A 25385-nucleotide genomic window follows, 5' to 3' on the forward strand; every position below is an offset into this window, starting at 1 on the left:
AGCATGCAAGACTAATTCCCTAAGTTATAATTTTTGAGGCTTAATAAAGCCTTCTTTTTTTGCCTTTTTTTAATTTGTGCACTATTTACTTTCTGGTGAAATTGGAAAGCGGATTTTTTCAACGGCATCTTTTAGTTGCTCCTTGTCAAGATGTGTATAGATTTCTGTTGTGGCTATGCTTTCATGGCCCAACAGCTCTTGAAGAGCTCTAATATCAACATTTCCGTATTTGTACATAAGTGTTGCAGCTGTATGTCTTAGTTTATGGGTAGAGTATCTGCTTGGGTCAAGTCCGGACATTCTAATAAACTTTTTAACTATATGCTGAACAGTGACCTTGCTGATACGCTGTTTTCTTTCGCTTAAAAACAGAGCATTTTTGTCCTTTACACCATCAACCTTACGAACATACATATATGATTCGATGGCATCAATACATGCCTTATTTAAAGGAATCATACGTTCTTTATCACCCTTGCCTATGACGGTAAGGGTGTTGTTTTTTATATTATTCAAGTTTATTCCAACAAGCTCTGAAAGTCGCAGCCCGCAGTTCAAAAATAGTGTGATTATGGCAAAATCACGCTCTGAGTATTCTCCGCTGACAGAATCTAGAAGCTGCTTGCTTTCCTGGACATTCAGGTAGCGGGGAAGACGCTTTACTATTTTGGGCGATTCCAACTCACTGGCAGGATTAACTTCCAATAGCTTGGCTTTGTTTGTCAGGTAATTAAAAAACGACTTAAGGCTTGCGACTTTTCTGGCCCTGGCATGGGCAGAATTATCCCGGCTGTTGCTAACAAAGGACATAAAGGAATACAAATCACTTAATATGACAGTCTTAATAATATCAATATCAATATCTGTAATAATTATTTTATCAAACTCATCCTTATTTTTTTCTATATTTCTATGAACCTTCAAAAATCGGAAAAAAACCCTTAAGTCATAAAAGTACACTTGAATGGTATTGACGGATTTTCCTTTGATTGTCTGCATGTAATTTAAAAAATCGCGAAGGATATTTGGCATTTCATAATCGTTAATATTTTTCATTTGTATACCTCAAAAGTTTAGTTATTATTTATCTTATAATTATTTTATAATTTTTTAAATATAAAAGCAAAGTCAATTTAAAATGGATTGCTCTATTGTTTTTTTTGTGTACTCTGCATATAATTAGAAATGGAATTTACCTAAGAGACATAAAAGGTAACTCAATTCCAGAACTAATTTTTTATAGGAGGGTATAAGATGAAACAAAAAAAGTTAATGGTAGTTTTATTTACCATGGTGTACGTTGTCCAAATTTTCATGAGTAGTATTGCTTTTGCCGCAAGCAATACCGATAGTAAAATTGGACAAGCAAAGCAGGAAACAGTATTTAATGACCTTATTGGACACTGGGCTCAAAAGCCTATCCAATTTCTGTCCGATAAAGGTTACATTAAAGGTTATGCTGCAAATGGCGGTTATGTTATAAAGCCTGATGCCAATATTACAAGAGCTGAATATCTATCAGTACTGGTTAAGACAAAAAATTTATCAGTAATTAGTAAGAAAACAAAGTCCTTCAAAGATGTCAATACCACTGATTGGTATAAGGAAGTTGTTGATATCGCATCAAGTAATGGTATTTTATCCGGTTATCCGGATGGAAGCTTTAAGCCAAATGGTCCCATTACAAGGGCTGAAATCTGTGCTTTATTGGTCCGTATTAATGAGTGGGATGCAAAAGATGCTTTAAATGTGAAAGAAAAGTTCAGCGATATAAAGGAAAACGCATGGTACTATCAAGCCGCAATGATTTGTAAATTTAAGAAAATTATAAGCGGTTATCCGGATGGAAGTTTTAAACCTGAAAATAAAGCTAAAAGAGCAGAAGCATTTGCCATTATAGCAAAATTTTTAGAACAGATTACAGTTGTTAAACCAACTGAGAAAATTCCAGGAGTCGGTGGTGCAACACCAGTTCCAACTGTTAATTCTACAGCGACTCCAACAGCTAAATCCACATCAATTGCTACACCTACAAGTCCTACTCCTACATATTCACCTGTATCAAATTCCGGTGGAGGCAGTTCTTCGGGCTCAAACTCCTCAACATCTACTCCGATTGCTACAGCTACAGCAACTGCAACATCGACTGCAACTACAATAGCAACAGCTACAGCAACGCCAACAGCAACATCTATAGAAGCACAAACACCGGCTGCAACTGCAACATCAATACCGACTGCTACAGCTACAGCAACAGTATCGGTTACAGCTACAGCAACTGTTGCAGCAACGCCAACATCTATAGCAACACCAGCAGCGACTGCTACTGAGGTTTCTACTGCAACTCCAGCTCCTACAGAAACGTCAACAGATGCAGCAACACCGACTGCTACAGCTCCAGCAACTATAGCTCCAGCAACTGCTACTCCAGTTGTTCTGTCAGAACAAACCACTAAATTAGGTGACTGGAATCTTTATACTGTATCTACCGCTTCTGTAGCAAGTGCTACATCCGTTACAAGTTCAGTGTATGAATTTGTCTATGCCGCAGCTGTTACGATATCAGATACAGGTACTTCAGAGGATGATATACAGCTTATACATATAGATCCATATACTTTAAAAAGCGGTGAATACGAATTAGTATTTGGAGTGAGATCGGATATTAATCGCAGCATCCGTATAGTGCTAGAAAAATCCAATGAAAAAGTGGAATCAGTTTTAGATAAGGAAGTTAAATTAAACATTGGATGGAACACTAATAAAATTAAATTTTCTCTAAAGGATGACACTGCTGTTAATTTATCAGTTCGTTTAGGTTATTTTAATAATGATAAAGACCTTAATATTCATAGAGTTGGTTTGGATAATGCTTACTTTACTCGTTTAGGAGATTATGTGGATCCGAATAAACCAGTTGAAGATCCCAATCGATTCAAAAATAAAGTAACAAATGGTGACTTCAGTGATGCTACAAATGGTTGGTGGCCAGGTGCTAATATAAGTCTTACCGCAGAAAACGGTGTAGGAGTACTGACTGTACCTGGAGGTACTGCTAATCCTTGGGATGTTATGGCTGGTAATTATCTTGCTTTCCAGCTTAATAAGGGAAGGAATTATTCTGTAACCTTTGATGTATATTCAGAAGTTAGCCAGAAGGGGATATTGCAATTAGTTAATTCAGAGGAAAAAGATAAAGAAATGTCAATTAAATCCTTTGAAACATCAGACGGTTTTACAAAAATTACTCATGAATTTACTGTTTCAGATGATTGTCTTGCCAAGTTTGCCTTCCAACTCGGTGGTGCTGGTACAAAAGGACAAAACTATAGGATTAGCATAGATAATGTTGAAGTCAAAGAAGTGCCAAAAATGATAGATGTAGCAGTAAATGGCAGCTTAGCAGCGGAAAAGGAGGATGTTGGGCTAACAAATCAACCTTTGATGTTGTTGATGGTGTAGGTGTAATCACCACTAACGGCGGTACTCAGTACCCATGGGATGTGATGGTTGGAAACCCGTCTCTTTTACACTGGAAAAAGGAAGAACTTATAGTGTTACATTTGATGTTTATTCAGAGATAGCTCAAGACTTGAAATTCCAGATTGTTGATAGTGCGGATAAGCAAATTTTAATAAAATCGGTTTCTGTTCAGGCTAATACAACGAAGACATTTACATTTGAAAATGATTTTGAAGTTTCCGATACATGCCAGGCGAAATGGGCTTTCCAGGTAGGTGGCTATGGAACGGCTGGAGAAACTTATAAAATTATGATTGATAATATTAAAATCATGCATCCTGATCTTACTGTTACAGTAGAAAAGGAAGATCCCCTCGCTAACATGGTTAAAAACCCCGGATTTGAGCAGGGAATTAAAAATTGGGGAATCTATACTATGGTTGGCGGTTCAGCCACTTTCAACGCATCAAGCGGTGAAGGCAGATTAAACATTAAAAATACCGGAACAGAGGATTATGCAGTACAATTCTTCCAGGATGGTATGAAACTTTACAAGGGTAACAAATACAAGCTTAAATTCCGTTACAAAGCTGATACTGAACGCAGTGCCGAGGTTCGTATACAGCAAAACGGCGGTACTTACATAGGATATTTGGATGATAAATCATTGACATTTAAAAATGATTGGCAGACTTACGAGAAAGAGTTTACAATGGATTATGACAGTGATACTGCAGCTCGCCTTTGTTTTAACCTTGGCAAGGCAGGGACTGCTTCCGATGTAAATCAAAATATATGTTTTGATGATTTTAGTCTGGTAATGACTCAAGGATCGTTGCCTGAGGAGCAAAAAGCAAATCCAATTCGTTTAAATCAGGTGGGCTATCGTCCTGATGATTCCAAAGTGGCTTTTGTGGTTTCACAAGATCGTACTTTTAAGCTTTACACAGCTGATGACAAGCTTTTTATGACTGGTAATCTACCGGTTTATAAAGCAGATGAAAAAGGTGAAGTTTTAGTAGATGAAAAAAGCGGCGATATAACACGTTCGGCAGATTTTACAAACTTTAACCTTGAAGGAAGTTTCTACATAAAGGTTCGTGCAGACAAGTCACCTGTATTTAAAATAGAACCAAATGTTTATGATGGCTTAACAGCTGGTGTTCTAAAGGTATTTTATTATCAACGCTGCGGCGGAAACGGTATAACCGAAGAATATGCAGGTGAAAAGTTTGCCCACGACCCATGTCATACTGGAAAAGCAAAATATTATGATCCTACAAATGAAATTTACGGAAGTGTAGAAATTGATGTGTCCGGAGGCTGGCATGACGCAGGGGATTATGGAAGGTACGTAACGCCTGCATCAAAAGCAGTAGCAGATTTGCTTTTGACTGCTGAGCATTTTCCAGCTATGGCTGATCTAGACTTTGGCGGGCCGGATAAAATTTTGGCAGAAACTCGCTATGAAATTGAATGGATGCTTAAAATGCAAAATCCAATTACAGGCGGAGTATATCACAAAGTAACAACAAAGAATCATGCGTCTATGACAGCACTTCCTGAGGCTGATAAAGACCAGTTGTATTTATCACCTGTTTCAGCACAAGCTACTGCTGACTTTGCTGCTGTAATGGCTTATGCATACCGCATGTATAATAAAATCGATCCTGCATTTGCACAAGAATGTATGGTTGCTGCAAAAAAAGCATGGGAATGGCTTACAGCAAATCCTGATGCGAATGCATATGTTGATCCTTCATTCTTCGGAACAGGTACATATAATGACGGAAATGCCAAAGATGAACTTTTCTGGGCAGCAGCTGAACTTTTTAAGACCACTAAAGAAGAAAAATATTTGGATTATTTAACTTCATATGTTGCAGGAAAATCCAATTTGGATAACGGTTTCGGTTGGGCTGACATGGGTTCCTATGCCCAGGTTGCATACCTGACAACAGAATCTGTAGACAAAAATGATGAGCTTTACAAGAAGATTAAACAAAACTTCATAGATCATGCAGCCAGCATTATTGAAACATGGAAAAAAGATGGATATAAAGTGGCATTGGATGATTATGTATGGGGAAGCAACAAGGATTTATCCGACCGTGCTATGATATTAATTATTGCAAACATGTTGGAAGAAAAACATGAATACAAAGCAGCTGTTTTAGACCAACTTAATTATCTTTTAGGACGAAATGCAATGGATATCAGCTATGTGACAGGTTATGGAGAAAAGGCAGCCAAACATCCGCATCATCGTCAATCAGTCATAAATGAACAAGCTGTCCCTGGTATGCTTGTAGGAGGACCAAACGGATATATAATGGATGTTAATGGTGATCCTGTTGCAAAAATGGTAGATGAAAAAACACCGCCTGCCAAATGTTATGCTGACGTAGATGGCAGCTACGCAACAAACGAGATCTGTATTTACTGGAATTCACCTTTGGTTTATATCTTAGGCTATTTATATCAGAAATAATAAAAAACAAGTTAGAAAATCCCTTTGCTATATTTTAAGCAGAGGGATTTTCTATCCAAAAAACTTTTGTATTTCATAACATAATTTCTTATTGCAGCGATTAATAAACTAAATTCACATTATTAAAACTAAAAAGATTGGAGAATGATTTATGCCATCAACAATGATTCATCTGCTTGCAGCATATGAAATAAACCCAGAAGCATCGGATTTATTCTGGGTTGGTAATTTTGTACCTGATTATACAAATGATAGAAAATTTAAAGATGAAATTCATTTTAGAAATACATCAAACCGTATGGAAGCACTTAGGCAATTAAGAAAAAAGATTGATAATAACAATCCCTTTGAAACCGGATGGTTGGTGCATTTATTTGTAGATGCTTGTTGGGATGAAATAATGATACCGGCATTTAAGGAGAAATATATAAATAACAGTGCCTGTGAGAATTGGTTTGTTAAATATAGAGAAGAAACAGGTTTAGCAAGTTATTACCTTTATCATCATATTGACTGGGCACCTCGAATATGGGCTCAAATTATAAATGCCGATTTGTCAGTTATTAAGACAGAACTGCCAATAACCCAATATGATATGGATTCGTATAGAGAAAGAGTTTATAAAAGACACTCGGAAAGCAATATTAATTCAATTTCCCTAGAGTATAATGAAGAAAAAATATTTAATTTTTGTAAAAATACTGCCCGAAAATATATGGAGTGGCTGTGAATGTGAGTAAAACAAGGAGAACAAGTTTAAGGTATGTAAAATGTAAATATATATGCAGAATATGAACGTAATGAACAGACATTGTATGAATTGTAATAATATTAAAACAAGTGCCGCATATATGCAGCACTCGTTTCATATCTGAATTATTTTACAATACCGGTTTTAAGTATAATCATAACAAGTGCTGAAGAAATTGTAGTAAGAATGAGTGCAAATACAAATGCAGTCCTTATAACCTTGGTTTCTTCTCCCATTCTGTCAATAGAAGCTGCAGCATTCTGAAGCTTGGCAGGGGATATTACACTTGCAAGGCCTCCGCCAAAAGCAAGGCCTGCTCCGATTATCAGAAGACTGTTTAAATCCATGTTAAGACCTTGAGCTGTTTTTAATGCATAGTTACCGAACATTCCGATTGTAGAAGCCTCACTGCCTGTTATAAATCCGCCTAATAGCCCGACAAATCCTACAACACCACCATAGATGCTTTCAAAGGTTTTAGCCGAAAAATTGGCAAGAACCTGAACCATACTTTCAGTCTCAAACTTTTTTGTGACCATGTTAAAGCCAGCTGTATTCATGATCTCGCCAATAACAAAAATATGGCTGCTGCAAAAACAGGTCTCGGTGCTCTTTTCTTCCATACAACAAAGGCTTCCTTAACCTGTGATGCCTTTGGTCTTAAAATCAGCATTGAAAGGAATATGCTCACAAATATCCATGTGTATGCATTCCATAATGCCCTGGTGAGTATTGGTTTTCCGTTTGCAGCAATTCCTTCGATGGGCACCGGATGAGTTTTATAAAGGAATTCAAATGATTCTTTAGGTATGTTTAATGCAAGTATTAGTATGATGAGCAGCCCCCAGGGTGCTAGAGCCTTCCATAGAGGGAAAGACTTTTCATATTCAAGCTCATCTCTTGTCAATTTGCTTTTATCTATAACTTTCTTGCCTGTTGCAACTAGATATATTATCATTGCTGCAATAACTGCAACTCCACAGAATATACCGGTAAGTACAACAAGTCTGTCAACCTTGTTTGTAAAATAGGATACTATTGTAATAACCAATCCTGATATGGCACATGGCAGCCATCCTTCCTTTATTGCCTTCCATTTGCCAACAATCCAAAGCATTGAAAAACCTATCAAAGTTGATACTACAGGGAGGAACATAAAAAATATACTTCCTACCTGGGATAAGGTAACTTCATGGCCTTTTCCAAGGAATTGATTAACAGTATCCACAAAGACAACCAAAGGTGCTCCCAATAATGCATAGGTGCATAATGAGTCATAGCCTATGGAAGGAAGAGCAATAGATATGAATGCGGAGTAACCTATAGCCATCATGATAGGAGGCAATACTGATCCGGGAGTTGCACCTACAGCAACCATCAAGGTACCGAATCCAATGTTAATAATCATGATCTGCACTGCTTTGTTATCGGCCGCTATGGTTTTTAAAAATATGACCACTCTTTTTAATGCACCCGTTTTTTCCATATAAGCCATCTGAAGCATTGAAGCAGCAACAACTAGTGATACTGTAAATGACCTTATAAATCCTGCAGCTGTCGACCTAGCTATAACCTCAAAGCTTGTTTTAAAAAATAAAACAGCTACAACCGATACAACTAACCAGCCGACAATACCACTAATATCTGCCGGCTTCTTTAGTCCAACCAGCATAACCAATAAGACAACAATAGGTAACAATGTTAATAAAAGCTCAGACACAAAAACACTCCCCTTGTAATTTTTTAGTGAACAGAAAAGAAAATACATTAAGCTTTCAATGTTATTTGGGAAGCATTAACAATAATTTTAATTGGCATTATTAATAATGTTTTTTATAGAATTAGATAAATATATAATATTAATTGGATTTTTACTGAAAAATAGTGAGATTTTTGATTATAAAATATCTTGCTCCCAAATAAGTATTAAAAATTAATACATTGACCATTATGAAGCAAGTTATTTCCGAAACAGACAACCTTTTGCCCGTCTCAAACTACATGACCAGGAATGGCTATGAATTGTGGCTTTTGAATATAATTTGACTTATAAATTTAAAAATATAATAATTTTAATTATACTATAAATAACCAACCCCCTCAATTGATTATAACACTGGTAATTTACACAAACTCGTTCTCCGAAGTTTGAAAATTCCACATGTAATAGTATTTTATTCGAATTCAAAATAATTGGCAATATGAATATTTTGTTATTTTATGATGTTTATAAATAATAAGGGCAATAAGATAATAATATAAAGGGTCTGTGATGATGAGAATATAAAAGAAAATGCCACAATACAGAAGTCAATCCGTACTATGGCATTTAATGACGTTTGTTATCCGCTATTTGGATTAAATTAAAAGATATTAACAATTATAATGGATTTTTATAATAATTAATACGGCTTCCGTAAACATCAAATATAATTTTGCTCCCTCTTGAAAACAACACCATGTCATAATCGCCTGCATAACTTCCATGAGCCATGGTTGTAATCAAATAGTGGTTCTCTACATTAAAAAGCAAAAGATTTGATCCGTTTGAAGCTACAAAATATTTTCCGTCACTTGAAAAGGCACCTGAAGTCGGATATGCACCTGTATTAAACTCACCGAATTTTTTTGTAATATCGGTAGTATCAACATCAAATATTGTATATCCACCGCCGTTACCGCCTCCGCAGCATAATACCAGGTGTTTTCCATCATTTGATATGCTCATGTCGATTCCGTTTCCACCCATATCCTTAATATACTGCTCAGATTTCAATTCTTTTATGTTTTCATCAAAGGAATATCTGCTCAGACTGCTTGAGCTTAGTCCTTTGTCTGCAAAAAACAGATTGTTGTTATTTTTATCATATTCTATTAATCCAGCTCCATAGACATTAACAATAGCGGAACTTAAGATTGTTTTTTGTTCAATATTGATTACACTGATATAACCCTGAGGCCAGGCTTCCGAAATGGCAAAAGCAATATTTTGTTCACCGTATACTATCCCTCTGTAGGAGTAAGGTGTATTAATATATTCTACTGTATTTTTTCCGATATCAATTACTGCAATTTTATTTGCGTTGGTAAGGGAAGCAATAATTCTTTTCTTTTCACAATCAAAACTTATTTTGTTAGGTGCAGCAGATACTTGATATTCGCTTGCAATTTCACCTGTCAAGACATTTACAATTTTTATTATATTTTTTGTGTCGGCAGCAATTATCCACCCGCTTGATAAAGCAACTGGTTTTATTGCAAGATATCCATCAAGATAGCCGTTTTCAACAATTTCAACATCATCAGTAGTATCAAGCATATCTTTGGCTATAACATTTACATATACAATTTCACTTTCACCAACTTCATTATATACAGACAATGATACACAGTATTGACCTGTCACATCAGGCACAAAACTGGGATTTGAAGTGTTTGCACCGTTTATATCGCATTTACTGTTTTCCGGTTTTGAAACCATTTCCCACTTATATTCCAGGTAGGTTCCCGAACCCATGTCACTTGGACTTCCGTCCAGGCTTACCTTAAAGCCTGTAAGAGCAGTCCTGTTTCCTGTGGTATAGGCTGTGGGTTTCCTTATTAATTGAGGAGGAGCAACAGGAGATTGTGTAATGCCGCTTTTATAAAAACATAGTTTTCCTTCCCCTTCATCAAATATGATTTTACCGCCTCTTGAGAAACGGGCGTCATCATAATAGCATGCTACTTTGCCGATTGTAGATATTTCCAAATGATTATCAACATCAAATATTTTCAACACTGAGCCGTTTGAAGCAACAATATATTTGTTATCAAGAGAAAAATCCGCCGAATTGGGATATGCTCCTATATTCCATTCACCAAATTTTTTGGAAATATCGGAACTATCGATGTCAAAAATAGTATAATTGCCATTTCCCGAGCCACAGCAGAATGCAACATGTTTCCCATCGCTGGATATAGCTAAATCCAGTCCATTTGACCCCAAATCACGACTATTCTGTTGTGCCTTTAATTGATTTGTGATTTCATTGAATGAATATCTTCCCAATGCACTTGGACTATAACCGGAAACACCTGTAATCAAGTTGTTTTTTAACTTGTCATAAGCCATAAAACTATAACCTTCGTTATCTGAAATACTACTGAGAGTAATTCCTTTCACTGCATCAACAACATGTATTGCTCCTCTATAGTCCATATAAGTCCTAACGAAAACAATTCCACGTTCGCCCAGAGCCATTTCCCTTATTGGACCATTTATATCAATATATGATATAACACCGGTTTTCATATTTATTTTTGCAATCCTGTTGAAATCACTCAAACTCACCAGAAGAAGCTCTCTTTCGAAATCGAATTCCATCTTATTGGGTTTTCCGTTTACTACAAACTCCTTACCATGTTCGCCTGTTAAAACATTTTTAAATATGACTTTATTCTGGGTTTGATCTTTTACAATAATCCATCCGTCTGAAAGCGGAATATAATCATCGAAATTATAACCTGTTATAGTAGCATTGGAAATAGCACTATCTAAGATATCATCTGTTGTCGCTCCAAAGTCTTTAACTTTTACGTTTACAACCTTCGGGTCGCTGATATATGTACCGTCGCTGACTGTTAGAGAAAAAGCATAATCCCCAGCAACATCTGCAGTAAAGTCCGGTTTTGCAGCAGACGCGTTATTTAAAACAGCGGTGCTTTCAGAGGGTTTGGAGACTATTTTCCAGTCATACTTAATGGTCTTACCTGTAGGCACTGTGCTGAGTGAACCATCCAATGCTACTTTGAAGGACTTAAATGTTACCGAATCCTGTCCCGGATTTGCCACCAATGGAATTGGTAAAGCTTTAACCGTCAGAGTATTGGATTTGAAATTATTAATCAATGCATAAACACTGCAGATTCCTGTAACATCTGTAGTAAACCTGGAACCAGTTATAGGTTGTCCGTTTACATAGTATTGAGGTTGGTAGTAATTTGTTTTTTCATTATTTTCTGCATCAAAAACTCTAACACTCAGATCTATATAATCCCTACCATTTCCGATTAATTCTGTTTTGCTTATATTCAGCTCAAGACGCAAAAACTCGGTAGCATTGATATAAATCGAATCACTTCTGTAATTTTCTACTGAAGCGTAAATACTATAATATCCAACCCGTCTGGATGTAAATTCAGCGTTTTTACTTTCATAAGCTCCGTTAGAAGAATTGATTACAAACTTTAATCCAGCCGGTACTACTTCTTTACCGTTTTTATCTAAAACCGTTGCTGTCAACCGGGCTTTGTCAACTCCGTCCGCAACAATATCCGTCTTATCTGAAGTAATACTTACGTTATACTTGGGTACAACAGATAATTCTAATTTGTTACTCTTAAGGCTGCCTGCCTGAACTGTTATAGTGTATTTTCCACAATCAGTAAAGCTAAAAGTATTTTTTTGTGTTAATACATCATTTATAAAATAATATGTATCAATATTGGGATTGGTTATCCTTTGATTGTATTTGTTGTAAAAAACAGGAGTAATTACTGCAGCATCAATGCCGTCATTGGCAAGAACGTATTGATCCGCTACTATTACGAGGCCGGTAGCTATATCCGAGTCACTTAATCCGGTAGGAGTCGGTAAAGCAGACTGGGAAGGGGATAAGGTTGATGTGGGAATTGGTGTAGAAGTACTTGGCATCGGATAATCCGAGGGAATGCTAAGAAAGTATTTTGCAACTATAATTACATCCGAAATATTGATTGCATTGTCCCTGTTTATATCATAGTCTACATTATATGCGGTTTGATTGCTTGAAGTGTTAAATGCTGAAGCCATACATATAACATCCTTAATATTAACGGCTCTATCTTGTGCCCCAATATCTCCTGGCCACATGATAAGAGGTGATGAATTTTCCGATAAAACAACATCCGATGGAAGGGTTATATCTTTAATAGTTCTCTCCAAATAAGATTTTTTACTGATTTTAATATCGCAGATTTTTTGGGATACAGGAACTTCGGATAGTTTAAAATATCCCTGTGAATCTGTGAAAGTTGAAAATGATGTGCCTTCAATTTCAACTTTAAAACCGGACTTAATCTCAGATTCACTAGCTCTGTTATAAGCAAAATCAACTGAAATAAAACCGGATATGCTTTTGAATTCCTGTTGTTCCTGAGCGTTTACAGTAATTATTCCAAACGAACTCAGTATAACCGAAATCATTAATAAAAATGATAGTGTTCTTTTAAAAATGCAATAGTTCATGTGTTTTACCTCCCCATAAAATAAACTGACTTTTTATAAAAAAGTATATCAAATACCTGCAAGTTATACAACAATAGGTGCCAAAATAATGTAAAAATACATTATATCTCTTTCTGATGTTTTTAATAGTTCTTACTTTGAAATGATGTAATGAGTAATCATAGGTGTTTTAAAAGTAACAACATTTTTATGTATACCATAATATATATTACAGATGAGGTATAAACTGTAATTTTACTTGTAATATATTAGGAGTGATATTGTGAATCAGCAAAATACATCAAAAGGTTATTTAGAGTTTACTGTTAACATAGGTGATACTTTAGCTCCTATTGATGGAGCAACTGTCGAAATCTTTTCTAAAAATGGGACCAAGATCGAAACACTTAGTACAGATATGAATGGTAAAACCGAAACAATTTCCTTGCCGGCTCCCAAAAAAGAACTTGCTTCTGATCCGAATGCAACTGTACGTCCTTACGCTTTATATGATGCTATAATAACTAAACCGGGATACATGCCCCAAAAAGTTGAGGTACAAATATTAGGGGATTCCAAAGCAGTTCCAGAAACGGGACTTAAAGAAAACTCACATAGGTTCAATCAGGGAATGGAAGTAGTCAGAGTAGGAGACCATGCACTTTTTTCAGGCCAAAACACCTCCAATAACACTGAAAATCCATATAATATTGCTGCTCCTTTAGATATACGTTCATTTTACAAACCATTAGCCGATCAATCCCCTTATTTTCTTACAACTATACAAGGAATAGTAATTCCAGAGTTTGTCCGGGTGAATATGGTAACCGGACCGGAGGATACCGTAGGTACATCAATTGATGTAAGATTTCCGGAGTATATAAAAACAGTTTTGGCAGGTGAAATATATGGGAACTGGGAACCTGAGGCAATCAAAGCAAATGTAGTCGCAGCAGTCTCATATACACTCAATAGAATTTATACAAAGTGGTACCTGTTGGAAGGACAGGGGGACTTTGATGTATATAACAATACAAAAGATCACTGTTACAAATGCAAAACAGGTGTAACGCTGCAAGAGTCTATAAATAATATAGTTGATGAATTTTTTACTGAATACATCGGATATCCGCAAGATCAATTCAGATATATGCCATTTTTATCTCAATATTGCAGTGGTAGGGAAACCAGGTGTGCTGCCAGCAATAAGATGGAACAATGGGGAAGCCAGGAATTAGCTCTATCAGGTATGAAATATACAGATATTCTAAAAAAATACTATGGTTCTAATACTGAAGTTCAAAATGCAAGCTTTTTTACAGTTGATGACAGAATGCATTTTTCAGATAGAGAGCTTCGCCCTGGTGAAAGCAGTCAAAAAATCAAGACAATTAAGCATCAATTGAATATAATTAGGACAAAATACCCAGGCATACCCCAACTGGAAGAAACAGAAATATTTGATGATAATCTTTTAAACGCAGTACACATATTTCAAAGAGAAGTTGAACATATTCCCGTAACAGATGTTATTGATAAGAAAACATTATATAGGATTACCAGAAAATTTATAAGTATTAGTAAATTGGTATATACTGATAGAAATAATGCTTATAAAAGCAATAAATACTATAAAGTCATACTATATAACGGCACAAGTTTTTGTATGTCCAATATTGCGTACAATCCAAACGTAAGTATTTCCGGTTTTACCTATCCTAATAATATTTTTGTAAATATACTGGTATGCAACATTTATTCTATTGTGCAAATTTAACTGACTCCCGAATAAAATAAATATAGTAGGTGCTTGGGATATCTCCCAGGCACCCACTAAATGCATTGTTTTATTTGTTTTTAAGATATTATTTAATGATGATTACTAATACCAAGGTTCTTCCTCAACAGCACTTTCCTTAACATCTTCAGGTACATTAATTTCAAAATCCTTATTGTAATCGGAGTATTCTGCTGTAATATCAATACTTGCAGGAACTTTAGTTTTGCCTAATTCGGTAATGGCTTCCATTTTCATATGTATTTGAGTCACTAAAAATGTGTTTTTATCTAAGTATATGCTCATATTAAATTTTGATACCATGTCTGAATCTTCATTGGAGCCTAAGGAATTACTTTCCATAAAGCTTTTAAAGAGATCATTAGAATAGATATCTCCTTCCAATAGAAGTTCATTTTCGTTATATCCATCCTTAATAACAAGTCCAGCACATAAAGACTCCGAGATGCTAATAAAATTGTCATTAATTCCAGCATCTAATTCCTTTAAGTATTCTTCTTTTGATACACTCTTCTTCTCCCAGCTAGAATCAAATGACATGAAACCACCGTTAGAATATATAATGTTGTTGTCATAATAGTTTTCAATATTAACAGTCATACCTACCATATTTGTTTTGGTCAAGGAATGAAGTTTTCTATTTTGCTGATCTATTTCGCTGGCAAGATTTATATTGCCATTAATGCTAAAACTACTATTTCCCATTTCAATTTTTACATTTCCAGCTACTTTGAACCGATTTAGTTTAATTAAAGCATCCTTTGCCTTTGTAAGAATGGTTTTTGTTTCATCAAAACCATTTTGGCTCCTAATTAATACAGTACTGAGTGATCCGTCCCAAAGGACTTTCTTTCCAAGGCTCTTTGCAACAAAGGCCACTGGTATGTAAGTTCTGTTATTTTTTGAATATATCATTGGAGCTACATCAATTGAGAAAGCAGTGTCATTTACATAAGCAGTTTTAACTCCGATTTTTAAATTAATTTTTGTTGTATCAGTTGAAATTGTTATGCTTCTTTCTTTTCCATTCCAGACAATACTTTCTCCGTCATTAGCAATCCCTAGATTATTAAGGATCTCTACGAGAGGAAGCATTGTCCTTCCATCAATATTGAGAGGCACGTCTTTGTATTGGCCAATTTTACCATCAATAACAATTTTAACTTTAGAATTCTCTGTAATAACAGTTTTTGCAGATGATACAGAAAAAATTGATACTGCTAAAATCAAACTAAGAATTGTAGTAAATAAAACCTTTTTCATTTTAATCTCCCCATTTTTATTTATATTCTGCTTTATCCTAACACAGACTTTATTAGGAATCAATAACATAATTGATAATAAGATATCAACAAAATAGCAATATTTACAGACAAAAAGTTTGCAATCTTTTAATAACATTATAAAGCTAATTTAAATCTATTTTGCTTAAATATTTAAAATAAAATGTTATAATTAATTAAAAATGTAAAATGACTATTGCAAAACATATAGGAGGAATTATGAAATACAAAGAAACTAAGCTTATTTTAAAATTCTTGCTTTACATATCTGTCATATGTTCGGTTCTAACACTTCCAGTTCACTTTACATACTGTGAACAGCCGAACAATACCCAATATATTGTCCAATTTGCATCTACAAGTCCTATAATAGACGGCATGAGATCGGACAAGTGCTGGGAAAAGGGAGAATGGGCTCCTATAGAAAGCCTTTGGCTGGGTGAGCAGCCTTCTAAAACAGATTTTAACGGCCGGTATAAAATATTATGGTCAAAAGAAAGATTGTATTTCCTATTAGAAATTGTTGACGATGTGGTTTCCGATACTCATGATGATCCACTAAAAGACTATTATAAGGATGATACCTTGGAGATATTTATTGATGAGGATTGCTCAGGTGGTGACCACAGGTTTAATTATAATGCTTTTGCATACCATATATCAGTTAAGGATTTCAATGCAGTTGATTTGAACATAAACCAGTCACCCATGCTGTATAATGATCATTTAAACATAAAAAGGACAAATGTCGGCAATACATATACATGGGAAATTGAATTAAAGGTGTTTTCCGATAAATATAAAGAAAATTTTAAAGGCAATGAACAAGTATTATTGACAAAAAATAAGGTTGTGGGATTTGGAGTAGCTTATTGTGATAACGACGGCGGGGAAGACAGGGAAAGCTTTATTGGCTCCTTTGATATTCCCGGCAATGATAAAAACCTTGCATGGCAGAATGCAAGCGTATTTTCGCAATTAAAGCTTGTTGATGAAGAAAAAATTATACAAAAATATTATATTGATAAATCCTATTATTATGTGAATGACTATAAAAAGTTGTTGGATACCCTTCCGATAATTAAAAACGGTCGCACTTTTCTTCCCATAAGATACATTACTGAGGCAATAGGAGCAAAGGTTGATTGGAATAGCAGGGAGAGAAAGACAACGATAGATATAGGGGATAAAAAAGTTGAACTTTGGGTTGGAAAGAATTTGGCACTTGTGAATGGCAATACTATAACAATTGATTCAACCAGTAGGGAAGTGGTACCATTTATATCCAATAATAGAACGTATCTTCCAATTAGGTTTGTAAGCGAGTGTCTTGGTTTTAAAGTAAACTGGAGGCCGGAATTAAAAGAAATAGAAATCTATTAGTTGCTGTGTAAAATACAATGAGTTAAGGAAAAAAGATTATTGCACCCCCAAACTTAGAATTTAATTCCTTTAATTAATTACCATGTGTTATAATTATAATAAAAGAAGAAAGAGTTTTTACAAGGGGTGTATTTAAACTATGAAGAAAATTTTTAAAAGAGCATTGTCTATGTTGACAGCCATTACAATGGCATGTTCCGTTCTTTTAACCATGCCTGCTTCGGTACAGGCTGCCAATTCAGTGCCTGTAGATGTTGAAGCGGAAGCTTGTACTCTCAGTAACGGTGCTGTTGTTGCTACCAATGTTTATGGCACTAATTATCCTGGGTATTCAGGTGATGGATTTGTATGGGCAACCAATGCAGGTACAATAACGCTGGAGGTCAAAATTCCTAAAGATGCTATGTATGAGCTTAAAACAAGATGTTGGATGTATTTGGGGAAAGAAAATGAAACCAGGCTTCAGGCTGTTACTGTCAACGGCGTTTCATATAGCGATTTCTATATTCCAAATAAAAATGGATGGATTGATTATAGTTTTGGATTCTTCTTTCTTAAAGCAGGTACAGCAAAAATTGAAATTGGTACTTCCGGAAGCTGGGGCTATATACTATATGATAAAGTGAAATTTGACTATGCAGATATGCCTGATCTTAAAATTGACCCGGCTACATGTGATACAAAAGCTACTTCCGAAACAAAAGCCCTTAAAAAGTATCTTACCAACGTTTATGGCAATAGTGTCATTTCCGGCCAGCAGGAAATTTACGGCGGGGGAAATAACGGTGATATGGAACTTGAGTTTGAATATATTTACGGTAAGACAGGCAAATATCCTGCAATTAGAGGCTTCGATCTGATGAATTATAACCCATTGTATGGATGGGAAGACGGTACAACAGAACGTATGATCAAGTGGGTAAAAGAGAAGGGCGGTATTGCAACAGCATCTTGGCATATCAATGTACCATCTGATTTTACATCCTATAAACTCGGTGATAAATTGGATTGGACAAAATGTACATATAAGCCGACTAAAAGTTTTAATACAGCCAACTGTCTTGATAAAACAACAAAGGAATATGCCTACCTGATGAGTGCGATAGATGATCTCGCCGAGCAACTCCTCATTCTCCAGGATGCAAATGTTCCTGTACTTCTGCGTCCTTTCCATGAAGCTGAAGGTAACAACAACACTGACGGTTCAGGTGCATGGTTCTGGTGGGGTTCTGCAGGTGCAAACGTGTACAAGCAGCTCTGGAAACTCCTTTATACAACTCTAACTGAAAAGTATGGCATTCATAATGCAATATGGGAAGTAAATCTTTATTTAAATGCAAATTCATATGAATGGTATCCCGGAGATGACTGTGTAGATATCGTTGCATATGATAAGTATGAAGGTTCACCTTATACATGGAAAACAAGTGCTGCAACAACAGCATTTCTTAAACTTGTAAATTACACAAAGGATACAAAGATGGTTGCAATGACTGAAAATGACGTTATTCCTGACATTCAGAACATAGTGAATGAAGGAGCTTGGTGGCTGTATTTCTGCCCATGGTATGGTGAGTTTATTACTAGTCCAAGTAAAAATGATCCTACACTTTTAAACACTATATACAACAGTAAATACGTAATTACACTAGATGAACTGCCGGAAAACTTATATGAATTTACACAAACCGGTGAACCATCTATTACACCAACTGTTACTCCAGTGCCAACACATGTAAACAATCTTGATATAAACCATGACGGTGCTATAAACATGGCAGATGTAATTATTTTGGCGAAAGTATTTAATTCAGTCCGTGGTGATTCCAAATATGTGGATGCATACGACCTTAATAAAGACGGAGCCATAAATATGTCGGATGTAATAATGCTTGCATCCAAATTCAATACGGTTGTTTAAGGTCCGGTACAAGTAATGATAGGGAAGTGGGTATTGAAATCAATTTATACATTTCAATACCCACTTTTATAATCTTAGGTCATTTATTATAATGCTTTCTTCAAAAGCCTTACAAACACCCAATTGGAAAATATAAATCACATTCACAATACTGCTTGCTGCACCGTGCATAGTTTATGTATTGCAGCCAGAATGACTCTTTTAAACAAAACTCTACAGTTGGCATCCATTTTATGTTGATGAAGTCCAATAATTCCTTAAGATTCCTGGAGGAAATCTCTTCAGGCCTATGAAGTCCCATATATGTAAAAACTCCATATTTATGTGCGGGTATTTGTTTTTTGGCCATTCCTGGGGGAATGATACTTGATCCATCAACTTGTATTGACGGCTGATAATAAGCATATTTCAAACCATCATTCATTACTGAAGTATATCCGACATAAATGTCTTTTTCAACGGGATTTAGCACTTTTGTACGGTGTTGGTGGAAAAATTCAACGCCCAATCGATTGGCTGTTTGATTATACATATTATCTTCAAAATCCAATTCATGAGTAATGCCAGCTATAGAAAAAGCAGGAAGCACCGTCACGGATTTTAGAAAGATTAATCCGCTGCCTGCCTGATTCATAAAATCCGCATTGAAACGGTCAAGTATATTGAGAGGAGCAGGGGTTTTACGCCATTTTGCCGGAGTAATGCCAAACTCATCCTTGAAGGCTCGATTGAATGTTCGTTCCGAACCGAATCCATACTTGTCTGCAATAAAATTAATTGTATTGATATGACTTAAAAGATCAGACAGGGTAGAGGCGATACGGCGTCTTCTCACATACTCCATAAGACCTGTTCCTGTTGCACCTTTCCATATCCGCAGCAAGTGAAATTTTGACATATTAACATTTTCAGATATGGAATCAAGTGTCATTTCATTGCAAAGGTGGTCTTCAATATATTCTGTGGTATCATTAAGTATTTTTAAAAGATAATGTTCCATAATCAGCCTCAAATGTAAAAGATATTACATACTATTGTACTACAACCCAATAGACAAGTTCAAATAATGATTTTTCTGATATAATGAAAGTATTATGTAATTTTAGTTATTACTAAACATCCGGGTGGTTATATGGTTATCAATAATTTATACGAACGATATATAAAGCGAAAATTATTCAATAAAATATTTATTATATTTTCATCAGTTGCTGTTATTTGTTTTTTTCTCTTTGCATATATGGCATCTGTAAATATAAAGCTTTATTTTAAGAGCAAGTTGAAAGAAGCAAATGAAATGGCAGCGGTAAGTATACATTCATATATTGAAGAAAAAACAAATGAATCAAGGGACATCATTGATAACATATATACCAACAAAGTTTTGTATACCGAAATACTCTACCTCATGGAAAATGGTTATAACAAACATATAGAGTACAAGATGAATAAGCTCTTTGAGAGTCAGGATAACAAATATAACGGATTTGAGAACTATTTCAACTCATGCCTGTTAAGAGACGCCGGAATAACAGGAATCAGCATATATAGCAGTAAACAAGTCGAAGCATTTGTTTATTCTCTAAATTGTGGCGTCACATTTCCAAAAGACAGCTATGTAATTAAATCTCTGGAAAAATGGAACGAAAGCTTTGAAAGCATAAGAATACTGCCTAGTCATAATGCTCATTATCTTAGTAACCCAAAAAATGTTTTTTCCATGGTCTATATAGTGAAAGAAAGATTCACTTCAAATAATCTTGGGTTTATAGTTATCGATTATGCAGTAGATGGTATAAAGAGCAAGCTTCCGATATCAGCTAAAGGATATCATGTTGAAATTGCAGTCTTTACACCTCAGGGCACAAGTATATATGTTTCATCAGGCAAGCTGGAATATCAACATCTTTTTAGTGATTTGAAAAATAACAATACTTCATCAGTAATACATAAGAATAATATGATATATACTATGACTTCAGGAAACATGGGTATTATAACTGTAGCCGTTCTTCCAAATCAGTATGTTTTATCACATTCATCGGTGTTTACAAAAACTATCTTTTTAATTGCGTGTATTTTTATTGTAGCTATTTTATTGTTTACAGCCTTTTCTATCAATAGGTTTTCTTCAAGGATTGCTTCACTTGTTCATGGCATCAAAATTATAAAGCAGGGAAATCTTTCTTACAGGATTGATACTGCAAAATCCGGAGATGAGCTAAGTGAAATTGCAGTGAGTTTTAATGGTATGTGCGAGGATTTGAAGAATTATATCGATAGGGCATATATGTCGGAAATAAATCAGAAAAATGCACAGATAAAAGAACTGCAAGCACAGATCAATCCTCATTTTTTGTATAATACCCTGGAATCCATAAGGATGAGGGTTTTAGCAGGGGAGAATAAGGAAGCTGGAGATATGATTTATCTTTTGGCATCGTATTACCGCAGTACCGTAAAGGGAAAAATGGTAATTGGCATATGGGAAGAAATAAAACATGCCAAAATGTATGTGGAACTTCATAATATCAAATCCACCTATATGGTTTTTGTTGAATTCCATACAGATGAAGAGCTATCGGACTATGGGATTCTTAAGCATACTCTTCAGCCTCTCATTGAAAACTATATCTGCCACGGTATAAATTGGGAGAAGGATGATAATCAGTTGGTAATAAGTGTATATAAAAAAGAAAAAGACATATTTATATCTCTTGAAGACAACGGAAACGGAATCGCAAAAGAAAAGCTTGATGACATAAAGGAAACTTTGGAAAGAGGAAGTAAAAAAACACAAAATGGAATTGGCATAAAAAATGTGCATGATAGAACTGTATTGTTTTTTGGAGATGGATATGGGCTCACAATAAAAAGCAGTGCAGGGCAGGGAACTTCTATAACCATAAGGATTCCTGCAATACCAAAGGAGGAAATGGAAGTATATGTACAAAGTTTTCATAGCGGATGATGATCCTGCTATTGTCAGAGGTCTAATGAATATAATTGATTGGGAAGAGTATGGATTGGATACTCCTGAGACAGCATGCAACGGACTGGAGGCATGGAAACTTATTGAAAGCAGCACTCCGGATATACTTATTACCGATATTAAAATGCCTTATATGAATGGACTTGAGCTTATCAGTAGAGTTAAACAAATAAAGCCTTATACTCATTTTATAGTACTTAGCGGCTATGATGATTTTGAATATTTGAAGAAATCAATCAAGCTTGGTATTGAGAACTATATATTAAAACCTGTAAATGTAGAGGAATTGTCATCAACCCTGGTAAATGTCCTTGAAAAGCTTCAAAACAGCAGATTATGCCCTACTCATTTTGAAAGGGATAAGGATATCATTAGGAATAATGTCCTCTATCGCCTTGTTGCAGGTTCTATCAGTGAGGAAGAGTTAAATGAAAGACTATTACATCTAAACATCAAACTTAATGGACCTTATACAGTTTGTGTTTTTAGGGCTATAGAAAGTAAGACAGGGCAGACGGTATCCGGTGAAATTATGTCAGGTGTTGAAAAAGTATGCAGCAGAATTATTGAAAAGCATGGATTAGGGCTAACTTTCCGTTCGCCTGAAGGAGGTACCCTGTTATTGATTTGCAGTAATAAGGAGCCTCTAGAGTCAATTATGCTAAGAGATGTGCTTCATGAGTGTATGATGGAGGTAAAAAATTCGTACTGTATCAACCTTTTTATTACTGTTGGAAGCTATGAAAACAACTGGAGGCTTCTTGAGAAAAGTTATAAAAAAGCGATGGAACTTCAGCAATATTCAATAATACTGCCTCTTGACAGTATACTGGACAGTGAAATCGAAAAAGACATTTGTGAAATAGAAATAAAGGAAATTCTTTCTTTTAATGAAATGATTAGGTTTATAGCTTCAAAAGATATAGAAGGTCTACTATCTTATATTGATGGCATATTCGGAAGGATAGCAAACATGAAAGGCATTACGCCGCACTTTGTTCAGAATACTTCAGTGGAAATTCTTTTTTCCATAATTAACATAGTCATGAATACTCCGGAGGGAAGCAATGTACTGGATCAGGAATTTAACAAGCCTGTTTCGGATATCTTCAATCTTCAAAGTCTGGAAGATATAGTTGTATTCACTAAGGACAAAGCTAAAAGGATTGTTCAGCATCTATTTTATAAGCAGGAAAATCTGCATCCAATCATAAAGAGGGCAATGGAGCATATAAAAATAAACTATTCCAAGGATATCTCGCTAAAGTGCATGGCGCATGATTTCAATATCAATGCCAATTATTTGGGGCGGCTTTTTAAAGAAGAACTGGGAGTGTATTTTACCGATTATGTCAATACAATTAGAGTTGAAAAAGCAAAGGAGCTTTTGCTAACCACAAATAAAAGCACCCGAGAGATTTCAATGGAGGTTGGCTATTCTGATCCAAACTATTTTTACAGCTTATTTAAAAAATACACAGGTATTTCACCATCTGAATTTAAAAACCAATAAAAAGGGGAAATGCTACTTTTTTATTCTCTTTTTATCTTGCCACGAATTAAGCCACGCATCAAGCTGCTTTTGCTGCTGGGCCATCACTTTATCAAGTCCTGCAGATTTGTACTTTTGAATAATTTTCGGCAGATATATTTCAGGGTCTACAGCACCAACAAAGAGCGGTCCTTCAAATTCTTCGGTGACCTCGGTTATCTTCTCAATTTCGTTTTTAACAGGTTCAGGATCAAAATTAAATTCAAGTAATGGAGAAATTATCGGAGAAGCATTAAAATTCTCAATTTCCTTTGATATGCTTTTAGAATAAGAGGAAAGCTGATATGAAAGCTTCATGTTTCCAAATGAAAATGGCTCTATATGATATGAATTATCCAGCAGCTTAAGTGTATATTCACCTGTTTTTTGGTAATGGATTTCCTCTATTCCGTAAGCTATCAAATTGAAGAGATACTTGTCTGTGTTAAGCAGTTCCAAAAACATGACAGCCCTTTCAGGGTCTTGGGAAGTAGATGATACGGCGTGCATGAAGAATACCGTGTCCTTTTTTGTTATAAACGGACTGTTGATAGGAATAATTGCAACATCATAACCTAATTTTTCCTTTAATCTACTTTGTACCAATGGATTATAGGACGCTGAACCTGAAAACCAGTTTCCTGTATTTTCAAAGTTACTGATATTTTTTAATGATGCTGCATCCTTTAAAATATACCCGGCTTTATACCACTTGTGCATAAGGGACAAATACTTTTTAAATTCAGGAATCTCCATGGCACTAACAATCTTGTAGCGTGTCCTGTTATCCAAATACAGACCGCTTGGTACCTGCTCTTCAATTCTCTCCATAGGCATGGAAAATGCATGACAGGAATAAGGATAAATGAGGTAGGGAACAACACCTTTTTCTTTTTCTTTAATCACTTTAAGCATAGGCTCAATATCTTCTATTTTTTTAATACAAGACACATCAAACCCATACTTATCGACATATTTTTTATTTAAAGAAATTCCCCATTGATGTGCAAGATCCTTGTTTGCCGGAAGGGTATAAAGTTTATCTTTGACCCGTGCTCCGTTAAGAAGTTCTTTGGGGAGCACATCCAATGTGCCCTTGCCATATTTTTCAAGGAGAGGATCAAGCTCAATAAAAGCCCCCCTCAGAGCATTAGAAGTGTAGCTATTCATCCAAACAGACGTAAAGCAAATATCAAATTTCTCACCTGAGGAAATGGCTGACTTAAGCTTGCTATCATAATCAGCTTCTGGAATCAGCCTCATTTCCAAAGTTGCATTTATTTTTTTCGTTAAATATTCATTGACTTTTTTAAGTACAAGCTGCATATCCTTTTGGGGGGGATAAGCGTGATACCATATAATTTTATATGGCCGGAGTGACTTGCCGTTTTTATTACTTTCAGACACCACAACGTCTCTATTGAAATCAATGCTGCAAGTGCTTCCTTTAATATTGGAGAATAGCATAATTATAATAAAAAATGTTAGTAATGCTTTTTTAGTATTCTTCATGCAATATCCTCCGT

13 protein-coding genes and 1 pseudogene are annotated in these 25385 nt (G+C 35.3%); 8 read left to right on the top strand and 6 right to left on the bottom strand.

Going from position 1 to position 25385, the window contains the following annotated elements:
- Positions 1 to 81 precede the first annotated feature (81 nt).
- Positions 82 to 1056, bottom strand: coding sequence for a tyrosine recombinase XerC (locus Bccel_RS04285; protein WP_050753105.1), 975 nt, complete (start codon positions 1054 to 1056; stop codon positions 82 to 84).
- 198 nt (positions 1057 to 1254) lie between these two features.
- On the opposite strand from Bccel_RS04285, the gene Bccel_RS30855 reads away from it, so the two are divergent.
- From Bccel_RS30855 to Bccel_RS04300, 3 genes are all read left to right on the top strand, one after another.
- Complete coding sequence (locus Bccel_RS30855) at positions 1255 to 3462, top strand: S-layer homology domain-containing protein (RefSeq protein WP_050753106.1); 2208 nt, start codon at positions 1255 to 1257, stop codon at positions 3460 to 3462.
- A gap of 34 nt (positions 3463 to 3496) precedes the next feature.
- Positions 3497 to 5953, top strand: a complete 2457-nt coding sequence (locus Bccel_RS04295; protein WP_050753107.1) for a glycoside hydrolase family 9 protein — start codon at positions 3497 to 3499, stop codon at positions 5951 to 5953.
- A 151-nt stretch (positions 5954 to 6104) separates the two neighbouring features.
- Positions 6105 to 6683 (top strand): hypothetical protein, encoded by a 579-nt coding sequence (locus Bccel_RS04300; RefSeq protein ID WP_036940841.1) that lies wholly within the window; start codon positions 6105 to 6107, stop codon positions 6681 to 6683.
- A gap of 146 nt (positions 6684 to 6829) precedes the next feature.
- On the opposite strand, the pseudogene Bccel_RS04305 reads toward Bccel_RS04300, so the two are convergent.
- Positions 6830 to 8472 (bottom strand): annotated as a pseudogene (locus Bccel_RS04305) (L-lactate permease).
- A gap of 612 nt (positions 8473 to 9084) precedes the next feature.
- The gene (locus Bccel_RS30860) at positions 9085 to 12972 is read right to left on the bottom strand and encodes a PKD domain-containing protein (RefSeq protein ID WP_050753108.1); all 3888 of its coding nucleotides are present in this window, start codon (positions 12970 to 12972) and stop codon (positions 9085 to 9087) included.
- A gap of 262 nt (positions 12973 to 13234) precedes the next feature.
- On the opposite strand from Bccel_RS30860, the gene Bccel_RS04315 reads away from it, so the two are divergent.
- Entirely contained in the window at positions 13235 to 14728 is a 1494-nt protein-coding gene (locus tag Bccel_RS04315; RefSeq protein ID WP_036940836.1) for a SpoIID/LytB domain-containing protein, read from the top strand.
- 105 nt (positions 14729 to 14833) lie between these two features.
- On the opposite strand, the gene Bccel_RS04320 is transcribed toward Bccel_RS04315, so the two are convergent.
- The gene (locus Bccel_RS04320; RefSeq protein ID WP_036940833.1) at positions 14834 to 16012 is read right to left on the bottom strand and encodes a DUF6612 family protein; all 1179 of its coding nucleotides are present in this window, start codon (positions 16010 to 16012) and stop codon (positions 14834 to 14836) included.
- Positions 16013 to 16251: 239 nt separating this feature from the next.
- On the opposite strand from Bccel_RS04320, the gene Bccel_RS04325 reads away from it, so the two are divergent.
- Together Bccel_RS04325 and Bccel_RS04330 are read left to right on the top strand one after the other, a co-directional pair.
- Positions 16252 to 17415 (top strand): stalk domain-containing protein, encoded by a 1164-nt coding sequence (locus tag Bccel_RS04325; RefSeq protein WP_050753109.1) that lies wholly within the window; start codon positions 16252 to 16254, stop codon positions 17413 to 17415.
- A 139-nt stretch (positions 17416 to 17554) separates the two neighbouring features.
- Positions 17555 to 19336, top strand: a complete 1782-nt coding sequence (locus Bccel_RS04330; RefSeq protein ID WP_036940830.1) for a glycosyl hydrolase — start codon at positions 17555 to 17557, stop codon at positions 19334 to 19336.
- A gap of 109 nt (positions 19337 to 19445) precedes the next feature.
- Here Bccel_RS04330 and Bccel_RS04335 read toward each other — a convergent pair whose 3' ends face one another.
- Entirely contained in the window at positions 19446 to 20336 is an 891-nt protein-coding gene (locus Bccel_RS04335; protein ID WP_036940827.1) for an AraC family transcriptional regulator, read from the bottom strand.
- A gap of 132 nt (positions 20337 to 20468) precedes the next feature.
- Here Bccel_RS04335 and Bccel_RS04340 point away from each other — a divergent pair, with 132 nt between their 5' ends.
- Together Bccel_RS04340 and Bccel_RS04345 are read left to right on the top strand one after the other, a co-directional pair.
- The gene (locus Bccel_RS04340; RefSeq protein ID WP_036940822.1) at positions 20469 to 22307 is read left to right on the top strand and encodes a sensor histidine kinase; all 1839 of its coding nucleotides are present in this window, start codon (positions 20469 to 20471) and stop codon (positions 22305 to 22307) included.
- Complete coding sequence (locus tag Bccel_RS04345; RefSeq protein ID WP_036940819.1) at positions 22282 to 23841, top strand: response regulator transcription factor; 1560 nt, start codon at positions 22282 to 22284, stop codon at positions 23839 to 23841. The genes Bccel_RS04340 and Bccel_RS04345 overlap by 26 nt, the downstream gene beginning before the upstream one ends.
- A 12-nt stretch (positions 23842 to 23853) precedes the next feature.
- On the opposite strand, the gene Bccel_RS04350 is transcribed toward Bccel_RS04345, so the two are convergent.
- Positions 23854 to 25371, bottom strand: coding sequence for an ABC transporter substrate-binding protein (locus tag Bccel_RS04350; RefSeq protein WP_050753110.1), 1518 nt, complete (start codon positions 25369 to 25371; stop codon positions 23854 to 23856).
- Positions 25372 to 25385 lie beyond the last annotated feature (14 nt).

The sequence above is a fragment of the Pseudobacteroides cellulosolvens ATCC 35603 = DSM 2933 genome (assembly GCF_001262605.1).
GTDB lineage: Bacteria > Bacillota > Clostridia > Acetivibrionales > DSM-2933 > Pseudobacteroides > Pseudobacteroides cellulosolvens.

Excerpts from the sequence above, each read along its gene's own strand:
- Bccel_RS04350 (WP_050753110.1), bottom strand. The coding sequence starts at position 25,371 with ATGAAGAATACTAAAAAAGCATTACTAACATTTTTTATTATAATTATG.
- Bccel_RS04340 (WP_036940822.1), top strand. The coding sequence starts at position 20,469 with ATGGTTATCAATAATTTATACGAACGATATATAAAGCGAAAATTATTC.
- Bccel_RS04320 (WP_036940833.1), bottom strand. The coding sequence starts at position 16,012 with ATGAAAAAGGTTTTATTTACTACAATTCTTAGTTTGATTTTAGCAGTA.
- Bccel_RS04300 (WP_036940841.1), top strand. The coding sequence starts at position 6,105 with ATGCCATCAACAATGATTCATCTGCTTGCAGCATATGAAATAAACCCA.
- Bccel_RS04330 (WP_036940830.1), top strand. The coding sequence starts at position 17,555 with ATGAAGAAAATTTTTAAAAGAGCATTGTCTATGTTGACAGCCATTACA.
- Bccel_RS30855 (WP_050753106.1), top strand. The coding sequence starts at position 1,255 with ATGAAACAAAAAAAGTTAATGGTAGTTTTATTTACCATGGTGTACGTT.
- Bccel_RS04325 (WP_050753109.1), top strand. The coding sequence starts at position 16,252 with ATGAAATACAAAGAAACTAAGCTTATTTTAAAATTCTTGCTTTACATA.
- Bccel_RS04335 (WP_036940827.1), bottom strand. The coding sequence starts at position 20,336 with ATGGAACATTATCTTTTAAAAATACTTAATGATACCACAGAATATATT.
- Bccel_RS30860 (WP_050753108.1), bottom strand. The coding sequence starts at position 12,972 with ATGAACTATTGCATTTTTAAAAGAACACTATCATTTTTATTAATGATT.
- Bccel_RS04345 (WP_036940819.1), top strand. The coding sequence starts at position 22,282 with ATGTACAAAGTTTTCATAGCGGATGATGATCCTGCTATTGTCAGAGGT.
- Bccel_RS04285 (WP_050753105.1), bottom strand. The coding sequence starts at position 1,056 with ATGAAAAATATTAACGATTATGAAATGCCAAATATCCTTCGCGATTTT.
- Bccel_RS04295 (WP_050753107.1), top strand. The coding sequence starts at position 3,497 with ATGGGATGTGATGGTTGGAAACCCGTCTCTTTTACACTGGAAAAAGGA.